General features: G+C 61.1%; 23 protein-coding genes and 1 pseudogene. 17 read left to right on the top strand and 7 right to left on the bottom strand.

The genetic code is table 11. The features are described from left to right. Positions 1 to 274 precede the first annotated feature (274 nt). From metA to ACQRD3_RS01250, 8 genes are all read left to right on the top strand, one after another. Positions 275 to 1,192, top strand: a complete 918-nt coding sequence (gene metA / locus ACQRD3_RS01285; protein ID WP_080906071.1) for a homoserine O-acetyltransferase MetA — start codon at positions 275 to 277, stop codon at positions 1,190 to 1,192. Positions 1,193 to 1,712: 520 nt separating this feature from the next. Beyond that, on the top strand, positions 1,713 to 2,051 hold the full coding sequence (locus ACQRD3_RS01280; protein WP_427779316.1) for a DRTGG domain-containing protein: 339 nt from the start codon (positions 1,713 to 1,715) through the stop codon (positions 2,049 to 2,051). Next, positions 2,048 to 2,785 carry a PHP domain-containing protein gene (locus tag ACQRD3_RS01275; RefSeq protein ID WP_427779314.1) on the top strand — a complete coding sequence of 246 codons (738 nt, stop codon included), beginning with the start codon at positions 2,048 to 2,050 and terminating at the stop codon, positions 2,783 to 2,785. Before ACQRD3_RS01280 ends, ACQRD3_RS01275 begins: the two co-directional genes overlap by 4 nt. 104 nt (positions 2,786 to 2,889) lie before the next feature. Next, positions 2,890 to 3,384 carry an NADH-quinone oxidoreductase subunit NuoE gene (gene nuoE / locus ACQRD3_RS01270; protein WP_080906074.1) on the top strand — a complete coding sequence of 165 codons (495 nt, stop codon included), beginning with the start codon at positions 2,890 to 2,892 and terminating at the stop codon, positions 3,382 to 3,384. Next, positions 3,381 to 3,917 carry an ATP-binding protein gene (locus ACQRD3_RS01265; RefSeq protein WP_427779312.1) on the top strand — a complete coding sequence of 179 codons (537 nt, stop codon included), beginning with the start codon at positions 3,381 to 3,383 and terminating at the stop codon, positions 3,915 to 3,917. Before nuoE ends, ACQRD3_RS01265 begins: the two co-directional genes overlap by 4 nt. Before the next feature lie 13 nt (positions 3,918 to 3,930). Beyond that, on the top strand, positions 3,931 to 4,299 hold the full coding sequence (locus tag ACQRD3_RS01260; RefSeq protein WP_080906076.1) for a (2Fe-2S) ferredoxin domain-containing protein: 369 nt from the start codon (positions 3,931 to 3,933) through the stop codon (positions 4,297 to 4,299). Between the two features lie 13 nt (positions 4,300 to 4,312). Next, positions 4,313 to 6,115: an NADH-ubiquinone oxidoreductase-F iron-sulfur binding region domain-containing protein gene (locus tag ACQRD3_RS01255; protein ID WP_427779310.1), complete on the top strand. Its 1,803-nt coding sequence runs from the start codon at positions 4,313 to 4,315 to the stop codon at positions 6,113 to 6,115. Between the two features lie 15 nt (positions 6,116 to 6,130). Next, the gene (locus ACQRD3_RS01250; protein WP_427779308.1) at positions 6,131 to 7,897 is read left to right on the top strand and encodes an NADH-dependent [FeFe] hydrogenase, group A6; all 1,767 of its coding nucleotides are present in this window, start codon (positions 6,131 to 6,133) and stop codon (positions 7,895 to 7,897) included. Positions 7,898 to 8,004: 107 nt separating this feature from the next. Here the strand turns inward: ACQRD3_RS01250 and ACQRD3_RS01245 are convergent, their stop codons facing one another. Both ACQRD3_RS01245 and ACQRD3_RS01240 read right to left on the bottom strand, forming a co-directional pair. After that, the gene (locus ACQRD3_RS01245) at positions 8,005 to 8,433 is read right to left on the bottom strand and encodes a flavodoxin (RefSeq protein ID WP_080906079.1); all 429 of its coding nucleotides are present in this window, start codon (positions 8,431 to 8,433) and stop codon (positions 8,005 to 8,007) included. A gap of 34 nt (positions 8,434 to 8,467) precedes the next feature. Further along, the gene (locus tag ACQRD3_RS01240) at positions 8,468 to 9,049 is read right to left on the bottom strand and encodes a DUF3793 family protein (RefSeq protein ID WP_427779307.1); all 582 of its coding nucleotides are present in this window, start codon (positions 9,047 to 9,049) and stop codon (positions 8,468 to 8,470) included. 260 nt (positions 9,050 to 9,309) lie between these two features. Here ACQRD3_RS01240 and ACQRD3_RS01235 point away from each other — a divergent pair, with 260 nt between their 5' ends. From ACQRD3_RS01235 to ACQRD3_RS01200, 8 genes are all read left to right on the top strand, one after another. Next, positions 9,310 to 10,032, top strand: a complete 723-nt coding sequence (locus tag ACQRD3_RS01235) for a hypothetical protein (protein ID WP_080906081.1) — start codon at positions 9,310 to 9,312, stop codon at positions 10,030 to 10,032. Between the two features lie 73 nt (positions 10,033 to 10,105). Then, positions 10,106 to 10,342 (top strand): acyl carrier protein, encoded by a 237-nt coding sequence (locus tag ACQRD3_RS01230; protein WP_080906082.1) that lies wholly within the window; start codon positions 10,106 to 10,108, stop codon positions 10,340 to 10,342. A 5-nt stretch (positions 10,343 to 10,347) separates the two neighbouring features. Continuing rightward, positions 10,348 to 11,004 carry an MBL fold metallo-hydrolase gene (locus ACQRD3_RS01225; RefSeq protein ID WP_080906083.1) on the top strand — a complete coding sequence of 219 codons (657 nt, stop codon included), beginning with the start codon at positions 10,348 to 10,350 and terminating at the stop codon, positions 11,002 to 11,004. Next, positions 10,994 to 12,064 (top strand): acyl-protein synthetase, encoded by a 1,071-nt coding sequence (locus ACQRD3_RS01220; RefSeq protein WP_427779304.1) that lies wholly within the window; start codon positions 10,994 to 10,996, stop codon positions 12,062 to 12,064. The genes ACQRD3_RS01225 and ACQRD3_RS01220 overlap by 11 nt, the downstream gene beginning before the upstream one ends. Further along, entirely contained in the window at positions 12,054 to 13,241 is a 1,188-nt protein-coding gene (locus tag ACQRD3_RS01215) for an acyl-CoA reductase (RefSeq protein ID WP_427779302.1), read from the top strand. Before ACQRD3_RS01220 ends, ACQRD3_RS01215 begins: the two co-directional genes overlap by 11 nt. A 75-nt stretch (positions 13,242 to 13,316) precedes the next feature. Then, positions 13,317 to 14,750: an AMP-binding protein gene (locus ACQRD3_RS01210; RefSeq protein ID WP_080906086.1), complete on the top strand. Its 1,434-nt coding sequence runs from the start codon at positions 13,317 to 13,319 to the stop codon at positions 14,748 to 14,750. Between the two features lies 1 nt (position 14,751). Then, on the top strand, positions 14,752 to 15,879 hold the full coding sequence (locus tag ACQRD3_RS01205; RefSeq protein WP_427779300.1) for an iron-containing alcohol dehydrogenase: 1,128 nt from the start codon (positions 14,752 to 14,754) through the stop codon (positions 15,877 to 15,879). Between the two features lie 125 nt (positions 15,880 to 16,004). Then, complete coding sequence (locus tag ACQRD3_RS01200) at positions 16,005 to 16,409, top strand: NifB/NifX family molybdenum-iron cluster-binding protein (protein ID WP_080906088.1); 405 nt, start codon at positions 16,005 to 16,007, stop codon at positions 16,407 to 16,409. Between the two features lie 78 nt (positions 16,410 to 16,487). Here the strand turns inward: ACQRD3_RS01200 and ACQRD3_RS01195 are convergent, their stop codons facing one another. The 3 genes and pseudogenes from ACQRD3_RS01195 to ACQRD3_RS01185 all read right to left on the bottom strand — a co-directional run bounded on the left by ACQRD3_RS01195 (position 16,488) and on the right by ACQRD3_RS01185 (position 18,903). Continuing rightward, on the bottom strand, positions 16,488 to 16,832 hold the full coding sequence (locus ACQRD3_RS01195) for a DUF134 domain-containing protein (RefSeq protein WP_080906089.1): 345 nt from the start codon (positions 16,830 to 16,832) through the stop codon (positions 16,488 to 16,490). A 122-nt stretch (positions 16,833 to 16,954) separates the two neighbouring features. Beyond that, positions 16,955 to 17,398, bottom strand: a complete 444-nt coding sequence (spoVAC, locus tag ACQRD3_RS01190; RefSeq protein WP_080906090.1) for a stage V sporulation protein AC — start codon at positions 17,396 to 17,398, stop codon at positions 16,955 to 16,957. A gap of 126 nt (positions 17,399 to 17,524) precedes the next feature. After that, positions 17,525 to 18,903, bottom strand: a pseudogene (locus ACQRD3_RS01185) (TrpB-like pyridoxal phosphate-dependent enzyme). Between the two features lie 486 nt (positions 18,904 to 19,389). On the opposite strand from ACQRD3_RS01185, the gene ACQRD3_RS01180 reads away from it, so the two are divergent. Next, positions 19,390 to 20,592 carry a DNA polymerase Y family protein gene (locus tag ACQRD3_RS01180; RefSeq protein WP_427779297.1) on the top strand — a complete coding sequence of 401 codons (1,203 nt, stop codon included), beginning with the start codon at positions 19,390 to 19,392 and terminating at the stop codon, positions 20,590 to 20,592. A 3-nt stretch (positions 20,593 to 20,595) separates the two neighbouring features. Here ACQRD3_RS01180 and ACQRD3_RS01175 read toward each other — a convergent pair whose 3' ends face one another. Beyond that, positions 20,596 to 21,102, bottom strand: coding sequence for an O-acetyl-ADP-ribose deacetylase (locus ACQRD3_RS01175; RefSeq protein ID WP_427779295.1), 507 nt, complete (start codon positions 21,100 to 21,102; stop codon positions 20,596 to 20,598). Between the two features lie 16 nt (positions 21,103 to 21,118). Further along, on the bottom strand, positions 21,119 to 22,198 hold the full coding sequence (locus ACQRD3_RS01170) for a DUF3048 domain-containing protein (RefSeq protein WP_427779293.1): 1,080 nt from the start codon (positions 22,196 to 22,198) through the stop codon (positions 21,119 to 21,121). Positions 22,199 to 22,345 lie beyond the last annotated feature (147 nt).

The following is a 22,345-nucleotide window of genomic DNA, read 5'->3' as shown; positions in this document are numbered from 1 at the left end:
AGCTTTCCGAATCCAGTCTTTGACGCTTCAGACGCAACTTTGATAGTCTATCACAGCTCGTCCGCTTTGTCAACTACTTTTTTCAGCCCTTCCGGACCCTTCCGATCCCTCGACTCGTTCCCGCCCTGCTCAACAGGTGCTCGAATAATATATCAAAACCACACCCGTTTGTCAACGCTTTTTTCGCATTTTCTCAAAAAACCCATTTTGCTTGCGCAGAACGTCGATATACATTATAATAGGAAAAATCTTTTCTCCAGGGAGGTCCGTTCCTATGCCCATCCGAATCCCAGACTCTCTTCCGGCCCGCTCGGTGCTGGACAGCGAAAACATCTTTGTCATGACGGAATACCGGGCCGTCCACCAGGACATCCGGCCGCTGAACGTGCTGATCCTCAATTTGATGCCCACTAAGATCGTCACGGAGACGCAGCTGCTCCGCAAGCTGTCCAACACGCCGCTGCAGATTCAGGTGGAACTGCTGCGGACCGCCAGCTACCAGTCCCAGCACACGGATGAAGATCACCTGGAATCTTTCTATACCACATTTCAGGCGGTCAAAGGACGGAATTTCGACGGTCTCATCATCACCGGTGCTCCTGTGGAGAATCTGGATTTTGACCAGGTGGACTATTGGGAGGAGCTGCTGGAGATCATGGAATGGTCCAAGCACCACGTTCACTCTACCCTCCATATTTGCTGGGGGGCCCAGGCCGGCCTCTACTTCCACCATGGCATTCCCAAATATGAGCTCCCCCGCAAACTTTCCGGCGTCTTTGAACACCGGGTGCTCAAGCCCTCTTCCCCGCTGTTTCGCGGCTTTGACGACCGCTTTTACGCCCCGCACTCCCGCTATACCGAGGTGCGCCGCAGCGACATTCTGGCTGTTCCCGGACTGGAACTGATCGCGGATTCCCCGGAAGCCGGGGTATTTGCAGTCAAAACCGAGGATTCCAGGCAGTTCTTCATCATGGGTCACCCAGAGTATGACCCCGACACCCTTGCCAGGGAGTACCGCCGGGATTTGGAGAAAGGGCTGGAGATTCCTGTCCCCGCCCATTACTTCCCAGACGACGATCCCGCTCAGGCACCCGTGGTGCGCTGGCGAAGCGCCGGACAGCTGCTCTACACCAACTGGCTCAATTACTATGTTTACCAAACCACGCCCTACGATCTGCGGACGCTCCTTTGAGCCGGGTTCCAAAACCGTCGCAAAAACACCAACCCCCCGGCCATCCGTTGTGACCGGGGGGTTACTGCTGAGTAGGGTCTACCAAATTGAATACCTCTTCTTTCTACAGGATGTTCGCTCCGCTGTGATCTGAACGCGGGATCAATTCTTCGCCTTGCAGTTACCTTGGAACCCTTGATGCGCTTCATTCTCCCTGCATCGACGAACCGTCGCTTCCGCAGGAGTGGCTGGAGCTGCGTTCTCACACGTGTGAGCCAGTTCGGAATCTGCTGTGCTGAATTGCCAATCCAGATCTCGCTTTGCCGAGAAGCCTTTGGCTTCCCCTTCCAGAAAGGGTTTCTGGCCGGACCTCCTAGCCCATTGGATTCACCTCTTTCTTTCTGTCTGTATTGTACAACGATGCAGCGTTTTTGTCAACTGTTTCTATGCAGATTTTCCGCTCTTTTTCTTTCCTCCTTTCTATTCCATTTGTTTTCACAATGTGTTATTATAAAAATAATTGGCGAAAGAAGGGGCTTTTATGACCGTAAGCGCGCTTATTTCCTCGCTCTCTCTCCATGTTTTCCACCTGGCCGATGCAGAGCGCTCCGTCACCGGCGGCTACTGCGGCGATCTGTTGTCTTGGGTCATGGGCCGAGCCCCGGCTGGGGCCGTATGGATGACCATTATGTCCAACGGAAACGTCGCTGGGGTGGCTTCTCTTTCGGATGTGGCCTGTGTCCTGCTCACCGAGGGGGTGGCCCCGGATCCGGATCTTCTGTCCAAGGCCAGCGAGCACGGCGTCACCATCCTGGGCTGTGCCGCCGGAACTTACGAGGCAGCCGGACGGGTGGCTGCCGCAATCGAGGGAACACGATGAGACTCTCCTTCGACCTGCATCTGCACTCCTGCCTCTCTCCCTGTGGCGGAGCGGAGAACACGCCTGCCGATCTGGCCGCCATGTGTGCGCTGGCCGGACTGGATGTTGTTGCGCTCACCGACCACAACACCGCAGGAAACTGCGGTGCTTTTCTCCGGGCGGCGGAGCGCCACGGCCTGCTGGCTCTTCCCGGAATGGAGCTGACCACCCGGGAAGAGGTACATATTGTCTGCCTCTTTCCGGACCTGCCCTCCGCTGTCGGCTTTGATGCCCGGATCAAACCGCTTCTCCCGCCCATCCCCAACAATCCCGGCTTTTTTGGCCCTCAGCTCCTTATGGACGACACTGACCGGATCCTGGGGGAAGAAAGCGCCTTCCTCGCCGGTGCCGCCGAGATTGGCATCTACGAGGTTGCAGGATTGACCGCGCAGTATGGTGGAACGGCGTTTCCGGCCCACATCGACCGCCCCGCCTTTTCCCTTCTGTCCAACCTCGGCTTCTGGGATGCAAACATGAACTTCCCTCTGGCCGAGCTGTCCCCGCACAGTCCCCCCGCGCTTCTTCTTCGGCCCGATTTATCAGGTGTAACACGAATCACAAACTCCGACGCGCACTATCTGGATCAGGTCATGGACGCCCACCAGTACATGGACCTGCCTCAGCGTTCCCCCAAGGCCGTAATCCACTGGCTGAAAACGGCCCAAAACAGCGATGTCTTTTTCAGACGCACTTGAAAAATTTTCGGACTGAAAGCGTATAAATCATTTATACTGGAGAGTTCATTTTCTCAAGGCGTGAGAGATCGTCTATTCCATTATTTGAAGGAGGAACCCCAGACATGCCCAATGTCAAAACCGCTGTCCCGTATTGCGGAACACCCGAGCAGGAGGAAAAGCTTCGTCAGGTGATCGCCGCGCACAAAGGCCAGCCCGGCGCCACTATGCCGGTGCTCCAGGCCGCCCAGGAAATCTTCGGGTATCTGCCGGAAGAGGTCCAGATCATGATCGCGGAGGGGCTGGATCTGCCTCTGTCCGAGATCTACGGCGTCGTATCCTTCTACACCCAGTTCAGCCTGAACCCCAAGGGCCGCTACCAGATTTCCGTCTGCCTGGGCACCGCCTGCTACGTCAAAGGCGCCGGCGACATTCTCCAGGCCGTAGAGCAGAAGTTGGGGATCGCCCCCGGCGGGATCACACCCGACGGGAAGTTCTCTCTGGATGCCTGCCGCTGCATCGGCGCCTGCGGTCTGGCCCCCGTCATGATGATCAATGAGGACGTCTATGGTCGTCTCACGCCGGCACAGGTCGCCCCCATTTTGGACATGTATAAATGAAAGAGCTCGCCCTTTACTTTTTGGATATTGTGAAAAACTCCACCGCCGCCGGTGCCCGCCATGTGAATCTGTCCCTCTCGGAATGTGAGGACGGAACGCTTACCGCGGTGATCTCCGACGACGGAAAAGGGATGTCCCCCGACCTGCTGGCTGCGGTATCAGACCCCTTTACCACCACCCGCACCACCCGGAAGGTCGGCATGGGGATTCCCCTCTACCGCATGGCCGCGGAGCAGACCGGAGGCTCGCTCTCCCTGGAGAGTACGCTTGGCGCGGGAACTACCATAACAGCGGTCTTTCATCGGGACCATCTGGACTGCCCTCCCCTGGGAGATCTGCCGGGTGCGGCAGCGCTGATGGTCCAGGGCAGTCCCCAGGTGGATTTCACTTTGGTCCATACCACAGTAAAAGGGAGCTATACCTTTCAAACGGAGCAGATTCGGGACCTGCTGGGGCCCGAGGTTCCCCTGGATACGCCGGAGGTCTTTCTCTGGATCAGGGAGTTCCTGGCCGAGCAGGAAGCCAACATTTGAAGGAGTGACAACTTTGAAGAGCCTGGAAGAACTGAAAGCCATCCGGGAAAAAATGAAGCAGCAGATGGACATCCGTGACCAGAGCGGCGACAACATCCGTGTGGTAGTGGGTATGGCTACCTGCGGCATCGCCGCGGGCGCGAAGCCCGTGCTGACCGCATTTCTGGATGAGATCCAGCGCCGCGGCCTGCGCAACGTCACCGTGGCCCAGACCGGCTGTATCGGCGTATGCCGTTTGGAGCCCATCGTGGAGGTCTATATCCCCGGTGAAGAGAAAGTCACCTATGTAAAGATGAAGCCCGATATGGTCCCCGTTGTGGTGAACGAACACCTGGTCAATCGCCGGGTCGTGACCGAGTACACCATCGGGGCCGCAGAATGAGGAGGCGGGGAACATGAGTCGAATTCGGTCCCATGTCATGGTCTGCTGCGGCACAGGCTGCACCTCCTCGGAAAGCCCCAAGATCGCCGAGGCTTTTGAAAAGCAGCTCAAGCTGTCGGATCTGGACAAGGAGGTCAAGGTGGTCCGTACCGGCTGCTTCGGTCTGTGCGCCATCGGCCCCATTGTCATGATCTTCCCGGAGGGGGCCTGTTACAGCCGGGTCACCGCTGAGGATGTCCCCGAGATCGTTCAGGAACACCTGGTCAAGGGCCGCATCGTCAAGCGCCTGCTGCATATGGAGAGCGACGCCGGCGATGCCGTCACCTCTCTCGCCGAGACCAAGTTCTATAAACATCAGCAGCGCATCGCCCTGCGCAACTGCGGCGTCATTGATCCCGAATCCATTGACGAATACATCGGCGTCGACGGCTATCTGGCGCTCAGCCGCATCCTGGAAAATCACGTGGACCCTCAAACGATCATCGATACGATCAAGGCGAGCGGTCTGAGAGGCCGCGGCGGCGCCGGGTTCCCCTCCGGGAACAAGTGGCAGTTCACCAAGGACGCGGTCAGCCCCGACGGGGTGAAATACGTCTGCTGCAACGCCGATGAGGGCGACCCGGGCGCTTTCATGGACCGCTCCGTGCTGGAGGGCGACCCCTTCTCCATACTGGAGGCCATGACCATCGCCGCCTATGCCATCGGCGGCACCCACGGTTACATCTATGTCCGCGCCGAGTATCCCATCGCCGTCAAGCGTCTGCAAAAGGCTATTGAGCTGGCCCGGGAGTACGGTCTGCTGGGCCAGGACATCCTGAACTCCGGCTTCTCCTTCGATATCGAGCTTCGGCTGGGCGCCGGCGCCTTCGTCTGCGGCGAGGAGACCGCTTTGATGACCTCCATTGAGGGGCACCGGGGCGAGCCCCGTCCCCGTCCTCCCTTCCCCGCGGTGAAGGGCCTGTTCCAGCGCCCCACCCTTCTCAACAACGTGGAGACCTACGCCAATATCACCTGGATTCTCAATAACGGCGCGGACAAATTTGCCGCCATCGGCACCGAGAAGTCCAAGGGCACCAAGGTCTTTGCTCTGGGCGGCAAGATCACCAACACCGGCCTTGTGGAGATCCCCATGGGCACCACCCTGCGGACCATCATCGAGGACATCGGCGGAGGCGTGCCCGGCGGCAAAAAGTTCAAGGCGGCCCAGACCGGCGGCCCCTCCGGCGGCTGCATCCCCGCCTCCCTCATTGACACCCCCATCGACTACGACTCTCTGCTCTCCATCGGCTCCATGATGGGTTCCGGCGGGCTGATCGTCATGGATGAGGACAACTGTATGGTGGATATCGCCAAGTTCTTCCTCTCCTTTATCGTGGATGAATCCTGCGGAAAGTGCACCCCCTGCCGCATCGGCACCAAGCGGCTCTACGACCTGCTGTGCAAAATTACCGACGGAGAAGGCACTTTGGAGGATCTGGACACCATTGAGGAGCTGTGCTACCACCTCAAGGATTCCGCCCTGTGCGCCCTGGGTCAGTCTGCGCCCAACCCCGTGCTCTCCACGCTGAAATACTTCCGGGACGAGTATGTGGCCCACGTGGTGGAAAAGCGCTGCCCCGCCGGCGTGTGCAAGAACCTGATCCGCTATATCATCACGCCAGACAAGTGCCGCGGCTGCACTCTGTGCGCCCGGAACTGCCCGGCCGGTGCCATTACAGGAGCGATCAAGGCACCCCACGTCATCGATACCACCAAGTGCATCAAATGCGGCGTCTGCCTGAGCAACTGCCGCTTTGACGCCATCGTGAAAATGTAAAGGGGGCGGAACACTATGGAAAAGAAAATGGTCCATCTCACCATCGACAGGATTCCCGTCACCGTCCCCGAAGGCACCACTGTGCTGGAGGCCGCCCGGAGCGCCGGAATCAAGATCCCCACGCTGTGCTTCCTGAAGGACGTCAACGAGATCGGCGCCTGCCGCATCTGCGTGGTGGAAGTCAAGGGTGCCCGGAGCCTGATGGCCTCCTGCGTTTACCCCGTGTCCGAGGGCATGGAAGTCCTCACCAACACCCCCAAGGTCCGCCATTCCCGTCAGCTGACCCTGGAGCTCATCCTTTCCAACCACCGCATGGACTGCCTCACCTGCTCCCGCAACGCCCACTGCGAACTGCGGCAGCTGGCCGCCGACCTGGGCATTGACGCGGTGCGCTACGCCAACGACAAACTGCCCCCCCGCCTGGAGACCACTGCGCTCCATCTGGTGCGGGACAACTCCAAGTGCATCCTCTGCCGCCGCTGTACCTCCATGTGCCGCAAGATCCAGGAAGTCGGCGTCATCGGCTGCAATGACCGCGGCTTCTCCACCCATGTGGGCTGCGCCTTCGACCGGGACCTGTCCGAAGTAGACTGCATCTCCTGCGGCCAGTGCATCGTGGCCTGCCCCACCGGCGCTCTGGCCGAGCAGGACAACACCGCTCAGGTGATGGCGGCCCTGATGGACCCCAGCAAGCACGTGGTGGTCGGCCCCGCCCCCTCCGTCCGCGTAACGCTGGGCGAGTGCTTCGGCCTGCCTGTTGGTACCAACGTGGAGGGCAAGATGGTCACCGCTCTCCACCGGCTGGGCTTTGACAAGGTTTTCGACGTGGACAGCGCCGCCGACTTCACCATCATGGAGGAGGGTACCGAGTTCCTCCACCGGCTGGAAAAAGGCGGACCTCTCCCCCTCATCACCTCCTGCTCCCCCGGATGGATCCGCTACTGCGAGCAGCACGCCCCCGAGCTGCTGCCCAACGTCTCCACCTGCAAATCCCCCCAGCAGATGTTCGGCTCCCTGGTAAAAAGCTACTACGCCCAGCAGGCGGGCATTGATCCCAAGGATATCGTAGTGGTATCCGTCATGCCCTGCACCGCCAAGAAGTACGAGGTTCAGCGCCCCGAACAGCGGATGTCCAACGGCTGCATGCCGGTGGATATCTCCCTCACCACCCGGGAGCTGGCCCGCCTCATCACCCAGTCCGGCATGATGTTCGACCATCTGCCCGACGGGGAGTTTGATCCCCTGCTGGGTATCTCCACCGGCGCTTCGGTCATTTTCGGCGCCACCGGCGGCGTCATGGAAGCCGCCCTGCGCACCGTCTCCGAGATTCTCACCGGCGGCGAGGTCAAGATGGTGGAGTTCACTCAGGTCCGGGGCATGAAGGGCGTGAAGGAGGCCAGCTACGAACTGGCCGGCCGTACCGTCCGGGTGTGCGCCGCCTCCGGCCTGTCCAATGTGAAGAAGGTCATCGACGGCTTGAAGGACGGTTCCCTCCAGTACGACTTCATTGAGTTCATGGCCTGCCCCGGCGGCTGCATCAACGGAGGCGGTCAGCCCCTCCACTCCTCCGACACCCGCTCCTTCACCGATCTGGCCGGGCTGCGCGCCAAGGCTCTGTATGACCAGGACAAAGAGATGCCCATGCGCAAAAGCCACGAAAATCCCGTGGTGAAAAAGATTTACGACGAGTATCTGGGCGAGCCCGGCGGGCGCAGAGCTCACCAGCTCCTCCACTGCACTTATGTCCCCCAGAAGCGTTACCGCACCGAAAACAACATCTGATCCAAGCCTGCGGCGAAGAGCCGGACACATGATGTGTCCGGCTCTTCGCCGTGTTTGAAGAAAGTCTGTGGAACAAGATGAAAGGTGAGTCTTTACAATAGAGCAGTTTAGCCGGCCAGCGCCGCGCCCAGATTCCGGCAGGCAGCCAGGCCGGCATCGTCGGGGACCTCATTGACCATGAGGCCCCCGGGGCCGCAGAGAGCGGCCCCGGCATTTTCCGCCCGCTCGTACCAATCCCGCATCCACTGCCCGTCCCCCCAGCCGTAGGAGCCGAACAAAGCGGTCTTTTTCCCGGAGATGCGGCGCTCCAGCGCCGAGAAGAAGGGCTCAAATTCCGCCTCCTCCAGCGTCTCAGCCCCCATGGCCGGGCAGCCCAGAGCCAGCGCGTCATACCCAAGCGCCGCCTCCGGTGTCATTTCTGAGACATTGAAGAGTTCCGCGGCGGCTCCGGCGGCTATGGCGCCTTCCGCCACCGCCCGGGCCATTGCCTCGGTGTTGCCGGTTCCCGACCAGTAAATCACAGCAATTTTGCTCATTGTGTTGTCCTCCTGTTTTTCATGTATTTTTTCTTCAGGCCGTTTTAGGTCCAGCCCCCATCATGCGGATCAGGGAATCTCCCCGTTCCAGCCTCGCCCACAGCAGGTCTCTGCACTGACGAAACTGACGAAACCTTCTCCGGGCCCCTTCCGCGTCGTGATAAACCTTCCAGCAGCCGCAGAGCCGGCATCCCCTACCGCCGGGGTCATTCAAGAAGCCCTCCACATCCTCCGGAGGGTAACCCAGAAAAAGGCCGATCTCGTGCGGAAACTCCTCGGCCGTCTCCATTCGCTCCATAAGCCGTCCCAGCAGGCGGGGTAGCGGTTCCCCCACCGGATACCCGGCCCTGTGCAGAATGGCACAGGCCGCCGGACACTCCAGGGCCCGCGCCAGGGGCTCCTCCCGGTAGACCAACAAAAGACGGCGGCTGCCACAGCGGCACAGAGGCAAAAAGCGCAGGCCATTTCCAGCCAGCAAAACATTGTATTTTCCCGCCATCTCGGGCAGCATTCCCCCATTCTCCATCGTCAGAGAGAGCAGCCCTGCCGCCTTCAGTCCCACCAAAACAGGCGCACAGTGCCAAACCAGCGCCCGCTCAAAGTCCGTCTGCCGCATTGCTCCACCCTCCTTTTAGTTAGCTAAGACTAACTCATTTTTAAAAAAACGGGCTCCTCGGCGGGAGCCGTATTTCAGTGCAGGAGTTAGTTATTGCTAACTCCTGCACAAAAGATACCACAGCCAGCTTCTTTTGTCAAGCCGTATTTTTTCCTGTCCTTCTCATTTTTCTACACTGATCCGTGGGGGAAAGTCTGGACAATGAACATACGGCATGTTAAAATGATACTAAACTCTGCGTATGGTAGGTGTTTGATATCATGTCCGAAAAGCCTCAGATCGGTGTGCGCTACTGCGGCGGCTGCAACCCCCGCTACGACCGGGTCTCTCTGGTCAAACGGCTCCAGGCCTCTCTGCCTGATCTGGAATTCGTTCCGGCGGAAGACGGCGTCCCCTACGCCGCGGCCCTCATTGCCAACGGCTGCACCAATCGGTGCACTACTGTCTCCGGGCTTGCGGTGCCGGAGGCCCGGCAGGTGGCCCTGTCCGGGGATATCGACTTTTTCCCCGCGCAGGAGAAACTGAAGGATCTGGTGTTTGGCGGCGAGGTCCGGAGTTTGACCCACGAAGAGGTACTGGGAGTTCTGCCCCACCGCCCTCCCATGCTGCTGATCGACACGGCCAGCCGGCTGGTTCCCGGACGGGAAGCGGCAGCCTCTCTCTACGTCGATCCTCAGTGGGATATTTTCCGCGGCCATTTCCCCGACCATCCGGTACTTCCCGGAGTCTATGCCCTGGAGGCCATGGCCCAGTGCGCCGACCTGCTGCTTCTCTCCGCAGAGCAGTACGCCGGGAAAGCGCCTCTCCTGGCCGGGAGCGACAAGGTCAGCTTCCGCCGCCCCATCGCCCCGGGAGACACCGTGGAGCTCCACGCCAGCCTGCTCAGTGAGCGGCCGGAATTCGGCATGGCCGTCTGCAAGGGCCGCGCCTTTGTGGGCGACGCCCTGTGCGCCGAGGCCGAGATCACGCTGGCCCTGCGGTAACGAAAACAGCGACCATCCGGGAGAACATTTCTCCCTTTGGAAATGAAAAGGATTATTGAAGGAGGCCCCCCCCATGAGCAATTTAGAGAAATATGACAAACTTTTTCTGAGCAGCTTTCGTGTCAAGCCCGAAGATCTCCCCACCCTGACCTACCGCGGCATCCCGGCCTGGGATTCCGTAGGACATATGGAGTTCATGAGTGAAATGGAAGAGACTTTTAAAATCAGCCTGAGCACCCTGGATGTGCTGGACTTCTCCTCCTATGAGAAGGGCAAGGAGATCCTTGCCAAATACGGCGTGACGCTGTAATTTCCATGATGGACATCCTGCGCTGGACCGATCCCCTTGCCGAGGGCAACTGCTACGTCTGCGCCGAAGGGGACAGGGCGGTGGTCATTGATCCCTGTCATCCCGAAGGCCCCGCTTCTCTTTTGGAGGAGCGGGGTCTTGTCCCGGAATGGATCCTACTCACCCATGAGCACTGCGATCACATGCTGGGCCTGGAGCCCCTGCGGCACAAATATCCCGAAGCCATCGTTCTCTGCTCCGCTCCCTGCGATGCCGGGATGCAGAACAAGTACCTCAACATGTCCGCCATGATGGAGGTCTACCTGACCTTCAAGGGCAAACCGGGCGCACACTACCCTCCGCTGGTCTGCTCCCCGGCGGATCAGACCTTTGCGGAAGAACACACCATGACTTGGCGGGGGCACACCCTCCGGCTCACCCCCCTGCCCGGCCACACGCCGGGCAGTACTTGTATCCTTCTGGACAGGGACACCCTTTTTACCGGCGACTACCTCATCCCCGGCGAGGCAGTCATCACCCGCCTGCCCGGCGGGAACACCGAGATCTACGAGCGCGTGGCCAGGCCCTGGCTGTCTGCCCTGCCGCCGGGGCTGCGCATCTGCCCCGGGCACGGCGAACCCTATGCACTCACTCAGGAGGTGAAAGATACCTATGGACTATGACACCCTGCTCACCAAAGAGCCCTTTTCCCTCTCCCGGGCGGAGAAGCGGACCGTCTTTTCCGACGGTCTCACCGAATTGACCCGCTATCACCGGGAGCACTGCCCGCCCTACGCTGCCCTGCTGGATCGGCTGGGCGTGCCTGACGGCCCTCTGGCTCCTGAGGACGTCCCCTTCCTGCCGGTCTCGGTCTTTAAGGATCTGGAGCTCAAAAGTGTACCGGACGGCCAAGTCTTTAAGACCATCACTTCCTCCGGCACCACCGGCCAGCGGGTCTCCCGGATCTTTCTGGACGCCGGAACCTCTGCCAACCAGCAGAAGACCCTCTTCCGCATCACCTCCGCGCTGGTGGGCAATGACCGGCTCCCCATGCTGGTCATCGACTCCAAAAAGGTGCTTCGGGACCGGGCCATGTTCTCCGCCCGGGGTGCGGGCATCCTGGGCTTCTCCATCTTCGGATCCCCCATGCGCTACGCCCTCAACGACGACATGGAACTGGATCTGGAGGCTGTGGAGGCCTTTCTGGAGCAGTACCGGGGCCGGAAGATCCTGCTCTTCGGTTTCACCTTCATGATCTGGAAGCACTTCTGTCAGGCTCTCCGGGAAAAGGGGATCACCCTGGACTTTGGGGACAGCGTTCTCATTCACGGCGGCGGCTGGAAAAAACTCGTCAATGAAGCGGTCTCACCGGAGGAGTTCAACCAGACCCTCCGGGAGGTGGCGGGCATTCGCCAGGTGGCCGACTACTACGGCATGGCGGAACAGACCGGCTGCATTTACCTGGAGTGCCCCCAGGGCCACCTCCACGCCAGTGCCTATTCCGACGTTCTCTTTCGCCGCCCCGCCGACCACGGGCTCTGCACCGTGGGAGAACCCGGCGTCATTCAGGTTCTCTCGCTCCTGCCCCGCTCCTACCCGGGCCACTCCCTGCTCACTGAAGACATGGGAGTTCTCCTGGGGGAGGATGACTGTCCCTGCGGCTGGAAGGGGAAATATTTCTCCATCACCGGCCGCATTCCAAAAGCTGAGGTAAGGGGGTGCAGTGATACTTATGGAGGCTGATACGCTGCGGGTTCTGGCCGGTTCCGCCCACCCGGAGGCCGCCCCCTGGCCGGTCTTTGACCCCCGGGTGCTGGATTTTCTTTCTGATCTCTCCACCGCACTGCGCGCTTCCCCCCTGGGAACCGACGCAGAGGCCGTCTCCTTCGCCTTTTGGTGCCGCCGTTCCCGGCTGGAGGCCCTGAAAAAACAGTATGAGGGTCCGATCCGCCTGGGCCGGGGCCTGCTCTTCCACATTCCCCCCGCCAACGTCCCCCTGCTCTTCGCCTACTCTCTGGCGGTGGGGATGCTCGCCGGATGCGCCAACCTGCTGCGGATGTCCTCCCGGCTGGAGGAGCGGGGGCGGATGTTCTGCGCCGTGCTGGACGAGGTGCTCTCCCGCCCCAAACACGCCGCGCTGAAGGCCCGCACCGGACTCATTTCCTACCCCCGGGAGGAGGAGGACCGCACCGCCGCCCTTCTCTTGGAGTGCGACGGCCGGCTGGTCTGGGGCGGCGACGCCACCGTGGAGGCCATGCGCCGGTTTCCCGCCCGTCCCGGCGGGGTGGAACTGGTCTTTCCCGACCGCTGGTCCCTGTGCCTCATGAGCGAGGCCCATGTGGCCGCCCTCTCCGCATCCGAGTTGGAGCTGCTGGCCCACCGGTTCTACAACGACACCTACCTCATGGATCAAAACGCCTGCTCCAGCCCCCGGTTGGTGCTGTGGGAGCAGGACTGCCCGGACGGCGCTTCCGCCCGTGATCGCTTCTGGGCCGCGCTCTGCCGGAAGGCAGAGGATACCTACGAGCTGACCCCCTACAAAGCGGCCCGGAAATATGAGGCCCTCTGCGAACTGGCCATGACCGAACCAGCTCTGGGTCCTGTCCGCCGGGAGGGGAACCTGCTCTATCGGGTGTCCCTCACCGCCCCCCCCGCCGACCCCGATGCCCTTCACCTGGCTTTCGGCTCCTTCCTGGAATATGAGATCACGTCTTTGGGGGAGCTTTCCGCCTTTGTCACCCGACGAACCCAGACTCTGACCTGCGCCGGGATCGCCCCGGATGAAGCGGCCCGGACTGTGGCGGCTCTGGGTCTGCCCGGGATCGACCGGGCGGTCCCCGTGGGGCAGGCCATGGAGTTCGACGTGGAATGGGACGGAAAAGACCTGATTGCCTCCCTCTCCCGGGTCATCCGCTGCTGACCCTCTCTATCCTGAACCTTCAAAACAGGCAAACACGCCGACTGCTGTGCGCCATGAGAAAAAGGAGTGACTGAAATGGCACTGTTTACCGCCGAATCCGGCTGGGCCGGGCGGACTCTGTGTATCTCCGACAGCGGTCTCACCCTCACCTACGGAGACCTGGACACCTTTGCGGACCGCTTTGCCGCCGGTGTGGGCGAGCGCTCCCTGGGCTTCCTCCTGTGTGAAAACATTCCCGGCGTTCTGATGGCCTATCTCTCCTGCCTGCGCTGCGGCGCAGTGCCGCTGCTGCTGGCCGCAGACATTGACCCCGCCCTTCTCTCCCAGCTCGTGGAGACCTACTCCCCCGCCTGGGTCTTCCGCCCTGACGCCCTCCCGGCGGAGACCTCCGCCGCCCTCGGCTCCACCGAACCCCTGCTGGCGGAATACGGCTGCACTCTGGAGCGCCGGATCGGCGCAGTCTCTCCTGCGCTCCACCCCGACCTGGCCATCCTCCTCACCACCTCCGGCTCCACGGGAAGCCCCAAGCTGGTGCGGCAGAGTCGGGCCAACATTGAAGCCAATGCCCGCTCCATTGTGGAGTACCTGGAGCTGAACGAGACTGAGCGCCCCATCACCACCCTTCCCATGAACTATACCTATGGTCTGTCGGTGATCCAGAGCCACGCCCTTGTGGGCGCAACGATCCTGCTCACCACCCGCGGTGTGCTGGAGGGCGACTTCTGGCGCTTCTTCCTGAAAGAAGGGGCCACCTCCCTGGCAGGGGTCCCCTATACCTACAAAATGTTCCACCGCCTGCGCCTGCCCACCATGGATTTGCCCACCCTGCGCTATCTCACCCAGGCGGGAGGCAAGCTCCCCGAGGAGCTCCACGAGACATTTGCCCGCTGGTGTGCCGAGAGCCGACGCCGGTTCTACGTCATGTATGGGCAGTGTGAAGCCACTGCCCGTATGGGGTACCTGCCTTACGCCCGCTCTGTGGAAAAACGGGGCAGCATGGGCATTGCCATCCCCGGCGGCTCCTTCACTCTGGAGGACGACGACGGCCAAGAGGTACCCGAGGGCGCCGTGGGCGAACTCATCTACCGGGGAGCCAACGTCACTCTGGGATACGCCACCTGCGCCGCCGACCTGGCCAAGGCCGACGAATGGCACGGTGTGCTCCGCACCGGCGACATGGCCCGCCGGGATGACGACGGCTATTATTACATCGTGGGCCGGAAAAAGCGCTTCATCAAGATCTTTGGCAACCGGGTGGGACTGGACGAATCCGAACGGCTGCTGGCCGCCCGCTTCCCGGAGGCAGAGTTTGCCTGTACCGGTCGGGACGACCTCATGACCATCTTCACCGACGGCAGGGACCCCGCCCTCCCTCAGGCCGCCGTGGACTATCTCTCCGGGGTGACCCGGCTCTCCCACACCGCCTTCTCTGTAACAGTGGTGGATGCCATCCCAAAGAACGATGCGGGAAAGACCCTCTATATCAAGCTCACGCCCAAGGAGGGATAACATGATCGGCTTTACCCACTACTTCCCCACAAAGCTGCTCTTCGGCGAAGGCCAGCTCCGGCGGCTGGGCCGTCAGACGCTCCCCGGCAAGCGCGCCCTGCTGGTAACCACCAAGGGACAGTCCCGACGGGGCGATGCCCTGCCGGAAACTCTGGCCCAACTGGAAAAAGCAGGGGTGACCGTCTCGATTTTTGATGCCGTCTCCCCCAACCCTACCGCCGCCCAGGCCTCCGCCGCCGCAGAGCAGCTCAAGGCCGAAGGCTGTGACTTTCTGGTGGCGCTGGGCGGCGGAAGCTGCATCGACACCGCCAAAGCCGCGGGACTCCTCGCAGTCAACGGCGGTGTCTGGAGCGACTACGTCGGCGGAAAGAGCTTCCCTGGGCCGGGCCTCCCGGTCGTCGCCATTCCCACCACCGCCGGCTCCGGCTCCGAGGTCAGCCCTTGGGCTGTGGTCACCGATGAAGCCACCGGGATCAAAGCTGGGCTGGGGCGGCAGGACGGGGCTCCCGTCCTGGCCGTAGTGGATCCCTCCCTCACCGTCTCTCTCCCGCCCCGGCAGACTGCTTTCCAGGGCTTCGACGCCCTGTTCCACGCCATCGAGACCGTCATCAACCGGGGCGGCAACCCCATGGCCGAGATGTACGCCCTGAAGGCCGTGGCGCTTCTGGCTCAGGGCCTGCCCCATGCGGTGGCGGACGGAGCCGATCCGGAGGCCCGGGCTCAGGTCTCTCTCGGAGCCGTCCTGGCGGGCTGTGCCATGCGCTCCTGCTCTGCCCACGCTCTGGAGCATGCGTTGAGCGGACACCACCCTTCCCTTCCTCACGGAGCCGGTCTGCTGGCTCTGGCCCTGCCCTACTACCAGCACTTCGCCGACCGCCATGCCTGTGACGACGCCTTTGCAAAGCTGGACACCGCCCTGGATCGCGGCCATTTCCCCAAGGCGCTGGGACGGCTGATGGATCAGTGCGGGATGGGAGCAATCAAGCTCAGCGACTACGGTGTGACCTTGGAGGAACTCCCCTCACTGGCTGCGGAAGCTCGGCAGACCGCCCCCCTCCTCTTCTTCAACGATCCTGTTTCCCTGACGGAGGAGGAGACCGTGGCGATCTTGCAGGCAGCCTATCGCTGATTTTCCCTTTCAAGCCGCGGCATCCTCTCCCTCTTTTGGAGAGAGGATGCCGATTCTTTTTATCTTATTATTGACATATGCCAATAATAAGATTAGAATAGATTCATAAAAAGGAGGCGCTTTCCATGAAAATTGCGGTAACTTATGAAAATAGCCAGGTGTTCCAGCACTTTGGCCATTGCGGACAGTTTAAACTGTATAAGATTGAAAACGGGGCGGTCCAGTCGGCGCAGGTCGTGGACACCATGGGCAGCGGCCACGGGGCCCTGGCCGGTTTTCTGGTCGGGCACGGCGTGGACACCCTGATCTGCGGCGGGATCGGCGGAGGCGCACGGACGGCTTTGGCCGAGGCCGGTATCCGCCTGTATCCCGGCGTATCCGGAGATGCCGACGCCGCGGTGACAGCGCTGTTGAGCGATTCCCTGATTTTTGATCCGGATACTGTCTGCGCCCACCACCACGAGGGCGGACACACCTGCAGCGACCATGCCTGCCACGAGGATAAGGCAGGCTGTTCCGGAAACCACTGATCTCCCAAAAAGCCGACGGCGGGAAGTGCATGCACTTCCCGCCGTCGGCTTTTGACCGTTTGTTTGAAACCGGGGCACTCAGATCCCCTCCCCCCGGCGGCAGCATTTCTTTCCCGGGCACTGTCTCCCCTTGGGGCAGATCTGGTACACCCCGCCCTCTACCCGCAGGCGCTTCCCCTCCACCAGGGCGGCGGCCAGCTTTTTCCGGGCCGCCTCATACATATTTTGGATGGTCGCCCGAGAAACTTCCATTCCCGCTGCCGCCTCCTCCTGAGACAGCCCCAGATAATCGATCAGTCGGATGGCCTCATACTCGTCCACGCGCAGCTCGATATACTCATCCCCGAGCATCCTGCCGGCGGGAATGAATTCCCGAAACTCGGGCATCGCGCATACCCGCCTGCATTTCACCGGACGTGCCATCTTCCTCACCACCTGGTTTTTTCTCCATTTTACCCAGTTTTTCTTCTCAAGTCAAGCATCCCCGGACAGCAGAGCGGCAGCCGGGAAATCCCCGGCTGCCGCTCCTGTCCGCCTTATCGCCTTCAGGTCAGGCCGAAAAGCACCAGGACAATTCCATAGAGTACGCTGGCCACAGTACCGAACACGATGACCGGCCCCGCCACCACAAACATTTTGGAGGCGGTGCCCATAATCAGCGTCTCGCTTTTGAATTCCAGCGCCGGAGATACCATGGCATTGGCAAAACCCGTGATCGGCACCAGCGTCCCGGCGCCGGCGTGTTTGGCAATGTTGTCGAAATAACCCAGTCCGGTCAGAAGGGCCGCCAGAAAGATCAGGCTCACCGAAACCGCCGTGGCGGCGTCCTCCTTTTCCAGACCCCATCCCCCGTAAAGGTTCATGAGCCCCTGTCCCAGTGTGCAGATCAGTCCCCCCACCAGGAACGCCCAGACGTCGTTTTTCCAGCAGGGCGAGGGCTTGGATTTGGAATTGACATACTTGCCGTATTCTTGGTTTGTCATGTCCATCCTTCCCACCTCCTTTTCCGAAGTAGTTTATCCGGTCCGGCACAAAAAATACACATGGCTTTTTGACAGAAAAACGGAGCCCATCCCCCAGGGACAAACTCCGCTTTTTTGCCTTTCCGGCGGCATTTATCGATTCTGAGGAATGTCCGGCAGCGAGTCAAACCCCTTTTGCAGCTCCTCGTCGGTGGGCACATGATCGGTCATTCTGCCATCCAGATAGGCCGCATAGGCCGTCATGTCAAAGTATCCGGTCTCGGTCAGACCGAAGAGGATGGTCTTGGCCTCACCTGTCTCCCTGCACTTGAGGGCCTCGTCCATCGCGCCCTTGATGGCGTGGGCCGACTCCGGGGCGGGCAGAATGGTCTCCAGCTTGGCAAACTGCACCGCCGCCTCAAATACCTCGGTCTGCTTATCACTCACTGCCTCCATATAACCCTCGTGATAGAGCTTGGAGAGAATGGGGCTCATGCCGTGGCAGCGAAGGCCCCGGCGTGATTGGCGGAGGGGATGAACCCGGCGCCCAAAGTATACATCCGCGCCATGGGGGTGACTTTTCCCGTGTCGCAGAAATCATAGGCGTAACGCCCTCTGGTCAGCGAGGGACAGGAGGCAGGCTCTACGGCCACAAACCGGGCCCCTGTATGCTTTCCCGTGAGCTTATCCCGCATGAAGGGCGCGATCAGGCCGCCCAGATTGGAGCCGCCGCCCGCGCAGCCCACCACAATGTCAGGGTACTCCCCCAGCTGCTCCATGGTGGTTTCGCTCTCCAAACCGATGATAGACTGATGGAGCAGCACCTGATTGAGCACCGAGCCCAACACATACCGGCTGTTTGGATGGGACACAGCCGACTCCACCGCCTCGGAAATGGCGCAGCCCAGGCTGCCGGTGGTCTCGGGATCCATCGCCAGGATCTTCTTTCCCACCTCGGTGGTCATGGAGGGAGACGGGGTCACCCGGCCGCCAAAGACCCGCATCACGTCTTTGCGGAAGGGCTTTTGCTCATAGGAGCACTTGACCATGAACACATCCAGGCCGGGGCCGAAATAGGAACATACCTCGCTCAGGGCCGTGCCCCACTGGCCGGCGCCGGTCTCCATGGTGAGCCGGGCGATCCCCTGGGTCCTGGCATAATAGGCCTGGGCCACGGCGGAGTTGAGCTTGTGGGAGCCGGAGGTGTTGTTGCCCTCAAATTTGTAGTAGAGCTTGGCGGGTGTGCCCAGCGCCCTCTCCAAATGATAGGCCCGGACCAGAGGAGAGGGCCGGTACATCTTGTAGACCTCCCGGATCTCCTCCGGGATCTCCACAAACTCGGTGCTTCCATCCATCTCCTGATGGGCCAGCGCCTCACAGAAAATAGGATAGAGTTCCTCCTCCTTCACCGGCTGGAGGATACCCGGGTTGAGCATGGGATCCGGCTGCTCCGGCATGGCGGAACGGAGATTGAAATAGTGTGTGGGGATCTGATCCTCGCTCAGGTACAGGCGATGCGGAATGGTTTTCATATCAAATGCTCCCTTTCTCGTTGAGATGGGTTTGAGAAAAGGGGTGCAAAAAAAGCCCCTGTATCCCAAACAATTTCTGTTTTGGGACAAAGGACTTGCCTCTGCGGTACCACCCAAATTGACGTCCCGCGACGCCCACTCGTCTCCACACATCCATCGAATGTGCGCTCCCCTGATAACGGGCGGAGTCCCCGTCTGACTACTCGGTCACCCTTTCGCCCTCGCCCTCGGAAGCCCATTCCCTGCACCGTTTCCTGCCGCGATCCCACCGCCCGCGGCTCTCTGAAAGAAAACATCTGTCCGGGTACTCCACTTCGTCATCGGTTTTTCCCTTTGAAATTGTGCTCATTATAGACCTCCCTCATTCCCATGTCGAGAAGATATGAGAAAATTTCCAATTTTTTATTGCTATTTTTTCTCACTATTTCCGTCTTGCTTTTGTGGAACAAACGTGCTATTCTTTTGTAAGAAGGGGGTGGGACCGGCATGGAACGGGTCATTTTACATTGCGATCTGAACAGTTTTTACGCTTCGGTGGAGCTGCTGGACCACCCGGAACTAAAGGATGCCCCCGTGGCGGTTTGCGGCGACCCCGAAAGCCGCCACGGCATCATCCTGGCCAAAAACGAAGGGGCCAAGGCCTTTGGCGTCAAAACCGCCGAGACCATCTGGCAGGCCCGGAAAAAGTGCCCGGGCCTGGTCCTTCTCCCCGCCCATCACGAGAAATACCACCGCTATTCCCGCCTGGTCAACGATGTCTATGAGCGCTATACCGACCTGGTGGAGCCCTTTTCCATCGATGAGAGCTGGCTGGATGTGACGGGGAGCCTCCATCTCTTCCGCACCGACGGAAAGGGGCTGGCCGATCGTCTGCGGCGGGAGGTCCGGGAAGCGTTGGGGCTGACCATTTCGGTGGGAGTGTCCTTCAACAAGATCTTCGCCAAGATGGGAAGCGATTACAAAAAGCCGGACGCCACCACCGTCATCACCCGGGAAAATTTTCAGGCGCTGCTGTGGCCCCTCCCGGTGGACGCACTTATTTTTGTGGGGGCCGCCGCCGCCCGGACGCTCAGCGGATACGGGATCCGCACCATCGGGGATCTGGCCCGTTTCGACCGCGCAGCCCTCATCACCATTCTGGGCAAGCAGGGGGCCGTGCTCCATGACTATGCCGTCGGGACCGAATGTGCTCCCGTAATCCCCGCCGGCGAGCTCCCCCCGCCCAAATCTGTGGGAAACGGTCTCACCTTCCCAAAAAACCTGCTGGGCTGGGAAGAGCTGGGGGCGGGCGTGGCCCTCCTCTCCGACGAGGTGGCCGCCCGTCTGCGGCGGCTCGACATGAAGTGCGGCACCGTTCAGATCACGGTGAGGGACCCGGCCTTTCATGACATCTCCCGCCAAAAGGGGCTGGAGATCCCCACCTATCTGGCCCGGGAGATCACCGGAACCGCCCTGGAGCTGCTGCGCCAGTCCTGGAATCCCAGATCCCCTGTGCGGGCGCTCACCGTGACGGCCCAGAATCTGCTTCCCGCCGGGGAGGCTGTGGAGCAGCTGGACCTGCTGTCGCCCCAATCCGCGCCGCGGCGGGAGAAAGTGGAGCGGCTGGAGCGCGCCGTGGATGGGATCCGTGGGAAATACGGAAAGGACGCCATTCTCTCCGCCCGGCTGAAAAAACCGCCTTCCCCCTGAGCGTCACAGTTCCGTCAGCGCCGCCTGATAGACAGCCCAGTCCGGCTCGGAAAAGCATACCATGGTGACTTCCTCCACCTGACGGCACTCCGGAAGTCTCTCCCGGAGCGTTTTCAGGGCAATGGCCGCGGCCCGGCGGATGGGAAAATGATAGACCCCTGTACTGATGGAGGGGAAGGCCACCGTTTTACAGCCGTGTGCTTCCGCCAGCAGGAGGCTGTTCCGGTAGCAGTTTGCCAGCAGCTCCGCCTCGCCGTGCCTCCCACCCCGCCACACCGGTCCCGGGGTGTGGATCACATATCGGGCCGGAAGGCGGTAGGCCTTTGTGATCCTTGCCTCCCCGGTGGGGCAGCCCCCCAGGCCGCGGCACTCCTTCAGCAGTCCCGGCCCCGCGGCGCGGTGAATGGCCCCGTCCACCCCACCCCCACCCAGCAGGGTGGTGTTGGCCGCATTGACGATGGCGTCGCAGGGGAACTGAGTGATGTCCCCCTGAATAATACGGATCGGCATACCGCTTCTCCCTCTTTCACGAAAATTCCACCGCGCTGCCGGTGGGCACGATACAGACATAGCTACGCCCCTGTCCCAAGAGAAGGGGCCGACCATCCTCCGTTTGATAGCGCAGCTGGCCGTCGGGCGCTTCTTTCTCCCAGCGGATGGGCACGGATCGGCCGCCGCAGGCAAACCACCCCTCGCCCCCCTCAAGATCCACGGTGATGCGGCCGTAAGCGTCCCCGGGAATATTGGAACAGCGGGTTCGAAGGATGAGAAGATTGGTGACCGCCACCTGTTCGCCGGTATTTCCGTCCACATAGGGCTTTCCATACTCAGAAACCAGATAGGTTCCGGTCTCCGGCTCATAAGTAAAGACTCCGGTCTTATACTGAGAAAAGGGAACCTTGACCTCAGCGGCCGTCCGTCCGCCCTTCGGTGTCCCGTCCTGGGAAAAGGACATTTCATAGGTGTAGCCGGAGGCATGCCGCTTTCGGAAGGCGTAACCGGGGAAGAGCGTGGTGATGGTCTCCCCGGAAGTGATGACGCTGTGCTCATAGCCCAGATTTCTTCTCCGCCAGGCGTCCCGCCAGAACAGGGTCCCCTCGTAGGGTCCGTTGACGCAGTCGAGGGCCGTGACGTTCCACGCCCGGATCTTGGCATAGGCATCCGGGCTCCCTCCGGCGTGGAGATAGACCGCATCATGTCCCAGTGCGAGCTCCAGATAATAGGGCCGGGAAGAGCGCACAGAGCCGATGTTCCCCACGCCCTCCACACTCTGATAGATCCCCAGCATCCGGGTGATCCCGCCCTCGGCCAGCAACTCATAGATGATGTCGGCCCGGGAAACGCCGAGCTGGGGCAGGGCCCCCTTCAAATTGTTCAGCATAATGGCAATGGGACGATCCTCCGGGGTGCCGGACAGCAGCGGCAGCCCGGTCAGCGGGTTGATCGGCCCGTCATAGGGTGTAGGAGTTGGCTCCGGGGTGGGGGCTGCAGTGGGCACAGGCTCCGGACTCGGGTCAGGCGCAGGGGACCCCTCTGCCGTTCCGCCTCCGCAGCCCGAGAGCATCAGGGTCAGTATCAGCAGCAGGGTCAGCTTTTTCCGGGACATCCCGATCCCTCCTTTTGTTCCATCATACCCCGGCAGCCGCAGGACTGTCAAGGCGGACCATCCCCACCTGCCGAATCCATCCTCGTCAAAAAACAGCGCCCCCCTGCCTGGCCGCAGCTTGCGGTTCGGCAGGGGGGCGCCATTTTA

This window comes from Candidatus Pseudoscillospira sp. SGI.172 (assembly GCF_050313575.1).
Lineage (GTDB): Bacteria > Bacillota > Clostridia > Oscillospirales > Oscillospiraceae > Vermiculatibacterium.
Note: the sequence above shows the minus strand (reverse complement) of the source record. Positions and strands in the feature narration are given on the sequence as shown.

Bases quoted from the DNA above. Each gene is read 5' to 3' on its own strand.
- metA (WP_080906071.1), top strand. From the start codon at position 275: ATGCCCATCCGAATCCCAGACTCTCTTCCGGCCCGCTCGGTGCTGGAC.
- ACQRD3_RS01275 (WP_427779314.1), top strand. From the start codon at position 2,048: ATGAGACTCTCCTTCGACCTGCATCTGCACTCCTGCCTCTCTCCCTGT.
- ACQRD3_RS01195 (WP_080906089.1), bottom strand. From the start codon at position 16,832: ATGGCACGTCCGGTGAAATGCAGGCGGGTATGCGCGATGCCCGAGTTT.
- ACQRD3_RS01200 (WP_080906088.1), top strand. From the start codon at position 16,005: ATGAAAATTGCGGTAACTTATGAAAATAGCCAGGTGTTCCAGCACTTT.
- ACQRD3_RS01235 (WP_080906081.1), top strand. From the start codon at position 9,310: ATGTCCGAAAAGCCTCAGATCGGTGTGCGCTACTGCGGCGGCTGCAAC.
- ACQRD3_RS01265 (WP_427779312.1), top strand. From the start codon at position 3,381: ATGAAAGAGCTCGCCCTTTACTTTTTGGATATTGTGAAAAACTCCACC.
- ACQRD3_RS01240 (WP_427779307.1), bottom strand. From the start codon at position 9,049: ATGCGGCAGACGGACTTTGAGCGGGCGCTGGTTTGGCACTGTGCGCCT.
- ACQRD3_RS01230 (WP_080906082.1), top strand. From the start codon at position 10,106: ATGAGCAATTTAGAGAAATATGACAAACTTTTTCTGAGCAGCTTTCGT.
- ACQRD3_RS01225 (WP_080906083.1), top strand. From the start codon at position 10,348: ATGATGGACATCCTGCGCTGGACCGATCCCCTTGCCGAGGGCAACTGC.
- spoVAC (WP_080906090.1), bottom strand. From the start codon at position 17,398: ATGGACATGACAAACCAAGAATACGGCAAGTATGTCAATTCCAAATCC.
- ACQRD3_RS01215 (WP_427779302.1), top strand. From the start codon at position 12,054: ATGGAGGCTGATACGCTGCGGGTTCTGGCCGGTTCCGCCCACCCGGAG.
- ACQRD3_RS01170 (WP_427779293.1), bottom strand. From the start codon at position 22,198: ATGTCCCGGAAAAAGCTGACCCTGCTGCTGATACTGACCCTGATGCTC.
- ACQRD3_RS01280 (WP_427779316.1), top strand. From the start codon at position 1,713: ATGACCGTAAGCGCGCTTATTTCCTCGCTCTCTCTCCATGTTTTCCAC.
- ACQRD3_RS01220 (WP_427779304.1), top strand. From the start codon at position 10,994: ATGGACTATGACACCCTGCTCACCAAAGAGCCCTTTTCCCTCTCCCGG.
- ACQRD3_RS01175 (WP_427779295.1), bottom strand. From the start codon at position 21,102: ATGCCGATCCGTATTATTCAGGGGGACATCACTCAGTTCCCCTGCGAC.
- ACQRD3_RS01180 (WP_427779297.1), top strand. From the start codon at position 19,390: ATGGAACGGGTCATTTTACATTGCGATCTGAACAGTTTTTACGCTTCG.
- ACQRD3_RS01210 (WP_080906086.1), top strand. From the start codon at position 13,317: ATGGCACTGTTTACCGCCGAATCCGGCTGGGCCGGGCGGACTCTGTGT.
- nuoE (WP_080906074.1), top strand. From the start codon at position 2,890: ATGCCCAATGTCAAAACCGCTGTCCCGTATTGCGGAACACCCGAGCAG.
- ACQRD3_RS01205 (WP_427779300.1), top strand. From the start codon at position 14,752: ATGATCGGCTTTACCCACTACTTCCCCACAAAGCTGCTCTTCGGCGAA.
- ACQRD3_RS01245 (WP_080906079.1), bottom strand. From the start codon at position 8,433: ATGAGCAAAATTGCTGTGATTTACTGGTCGGGAACCGGCAACACCGAG.
- ACQRD3_RS01250 (WP_427779308.1), top strand. From the start codon at position 6,131: ATGGAAAAGAAAATGGTCCATCTCACCATCGACAGGATTCCCGTCACC.
- ACQRD3_RS01255 (WP_427779310.1), top strand. From the start codon at position 4,313: ATGAGTCGAATTCGGTCCCATGTCATGGTCTGCTGCGGCACAGGCTGC.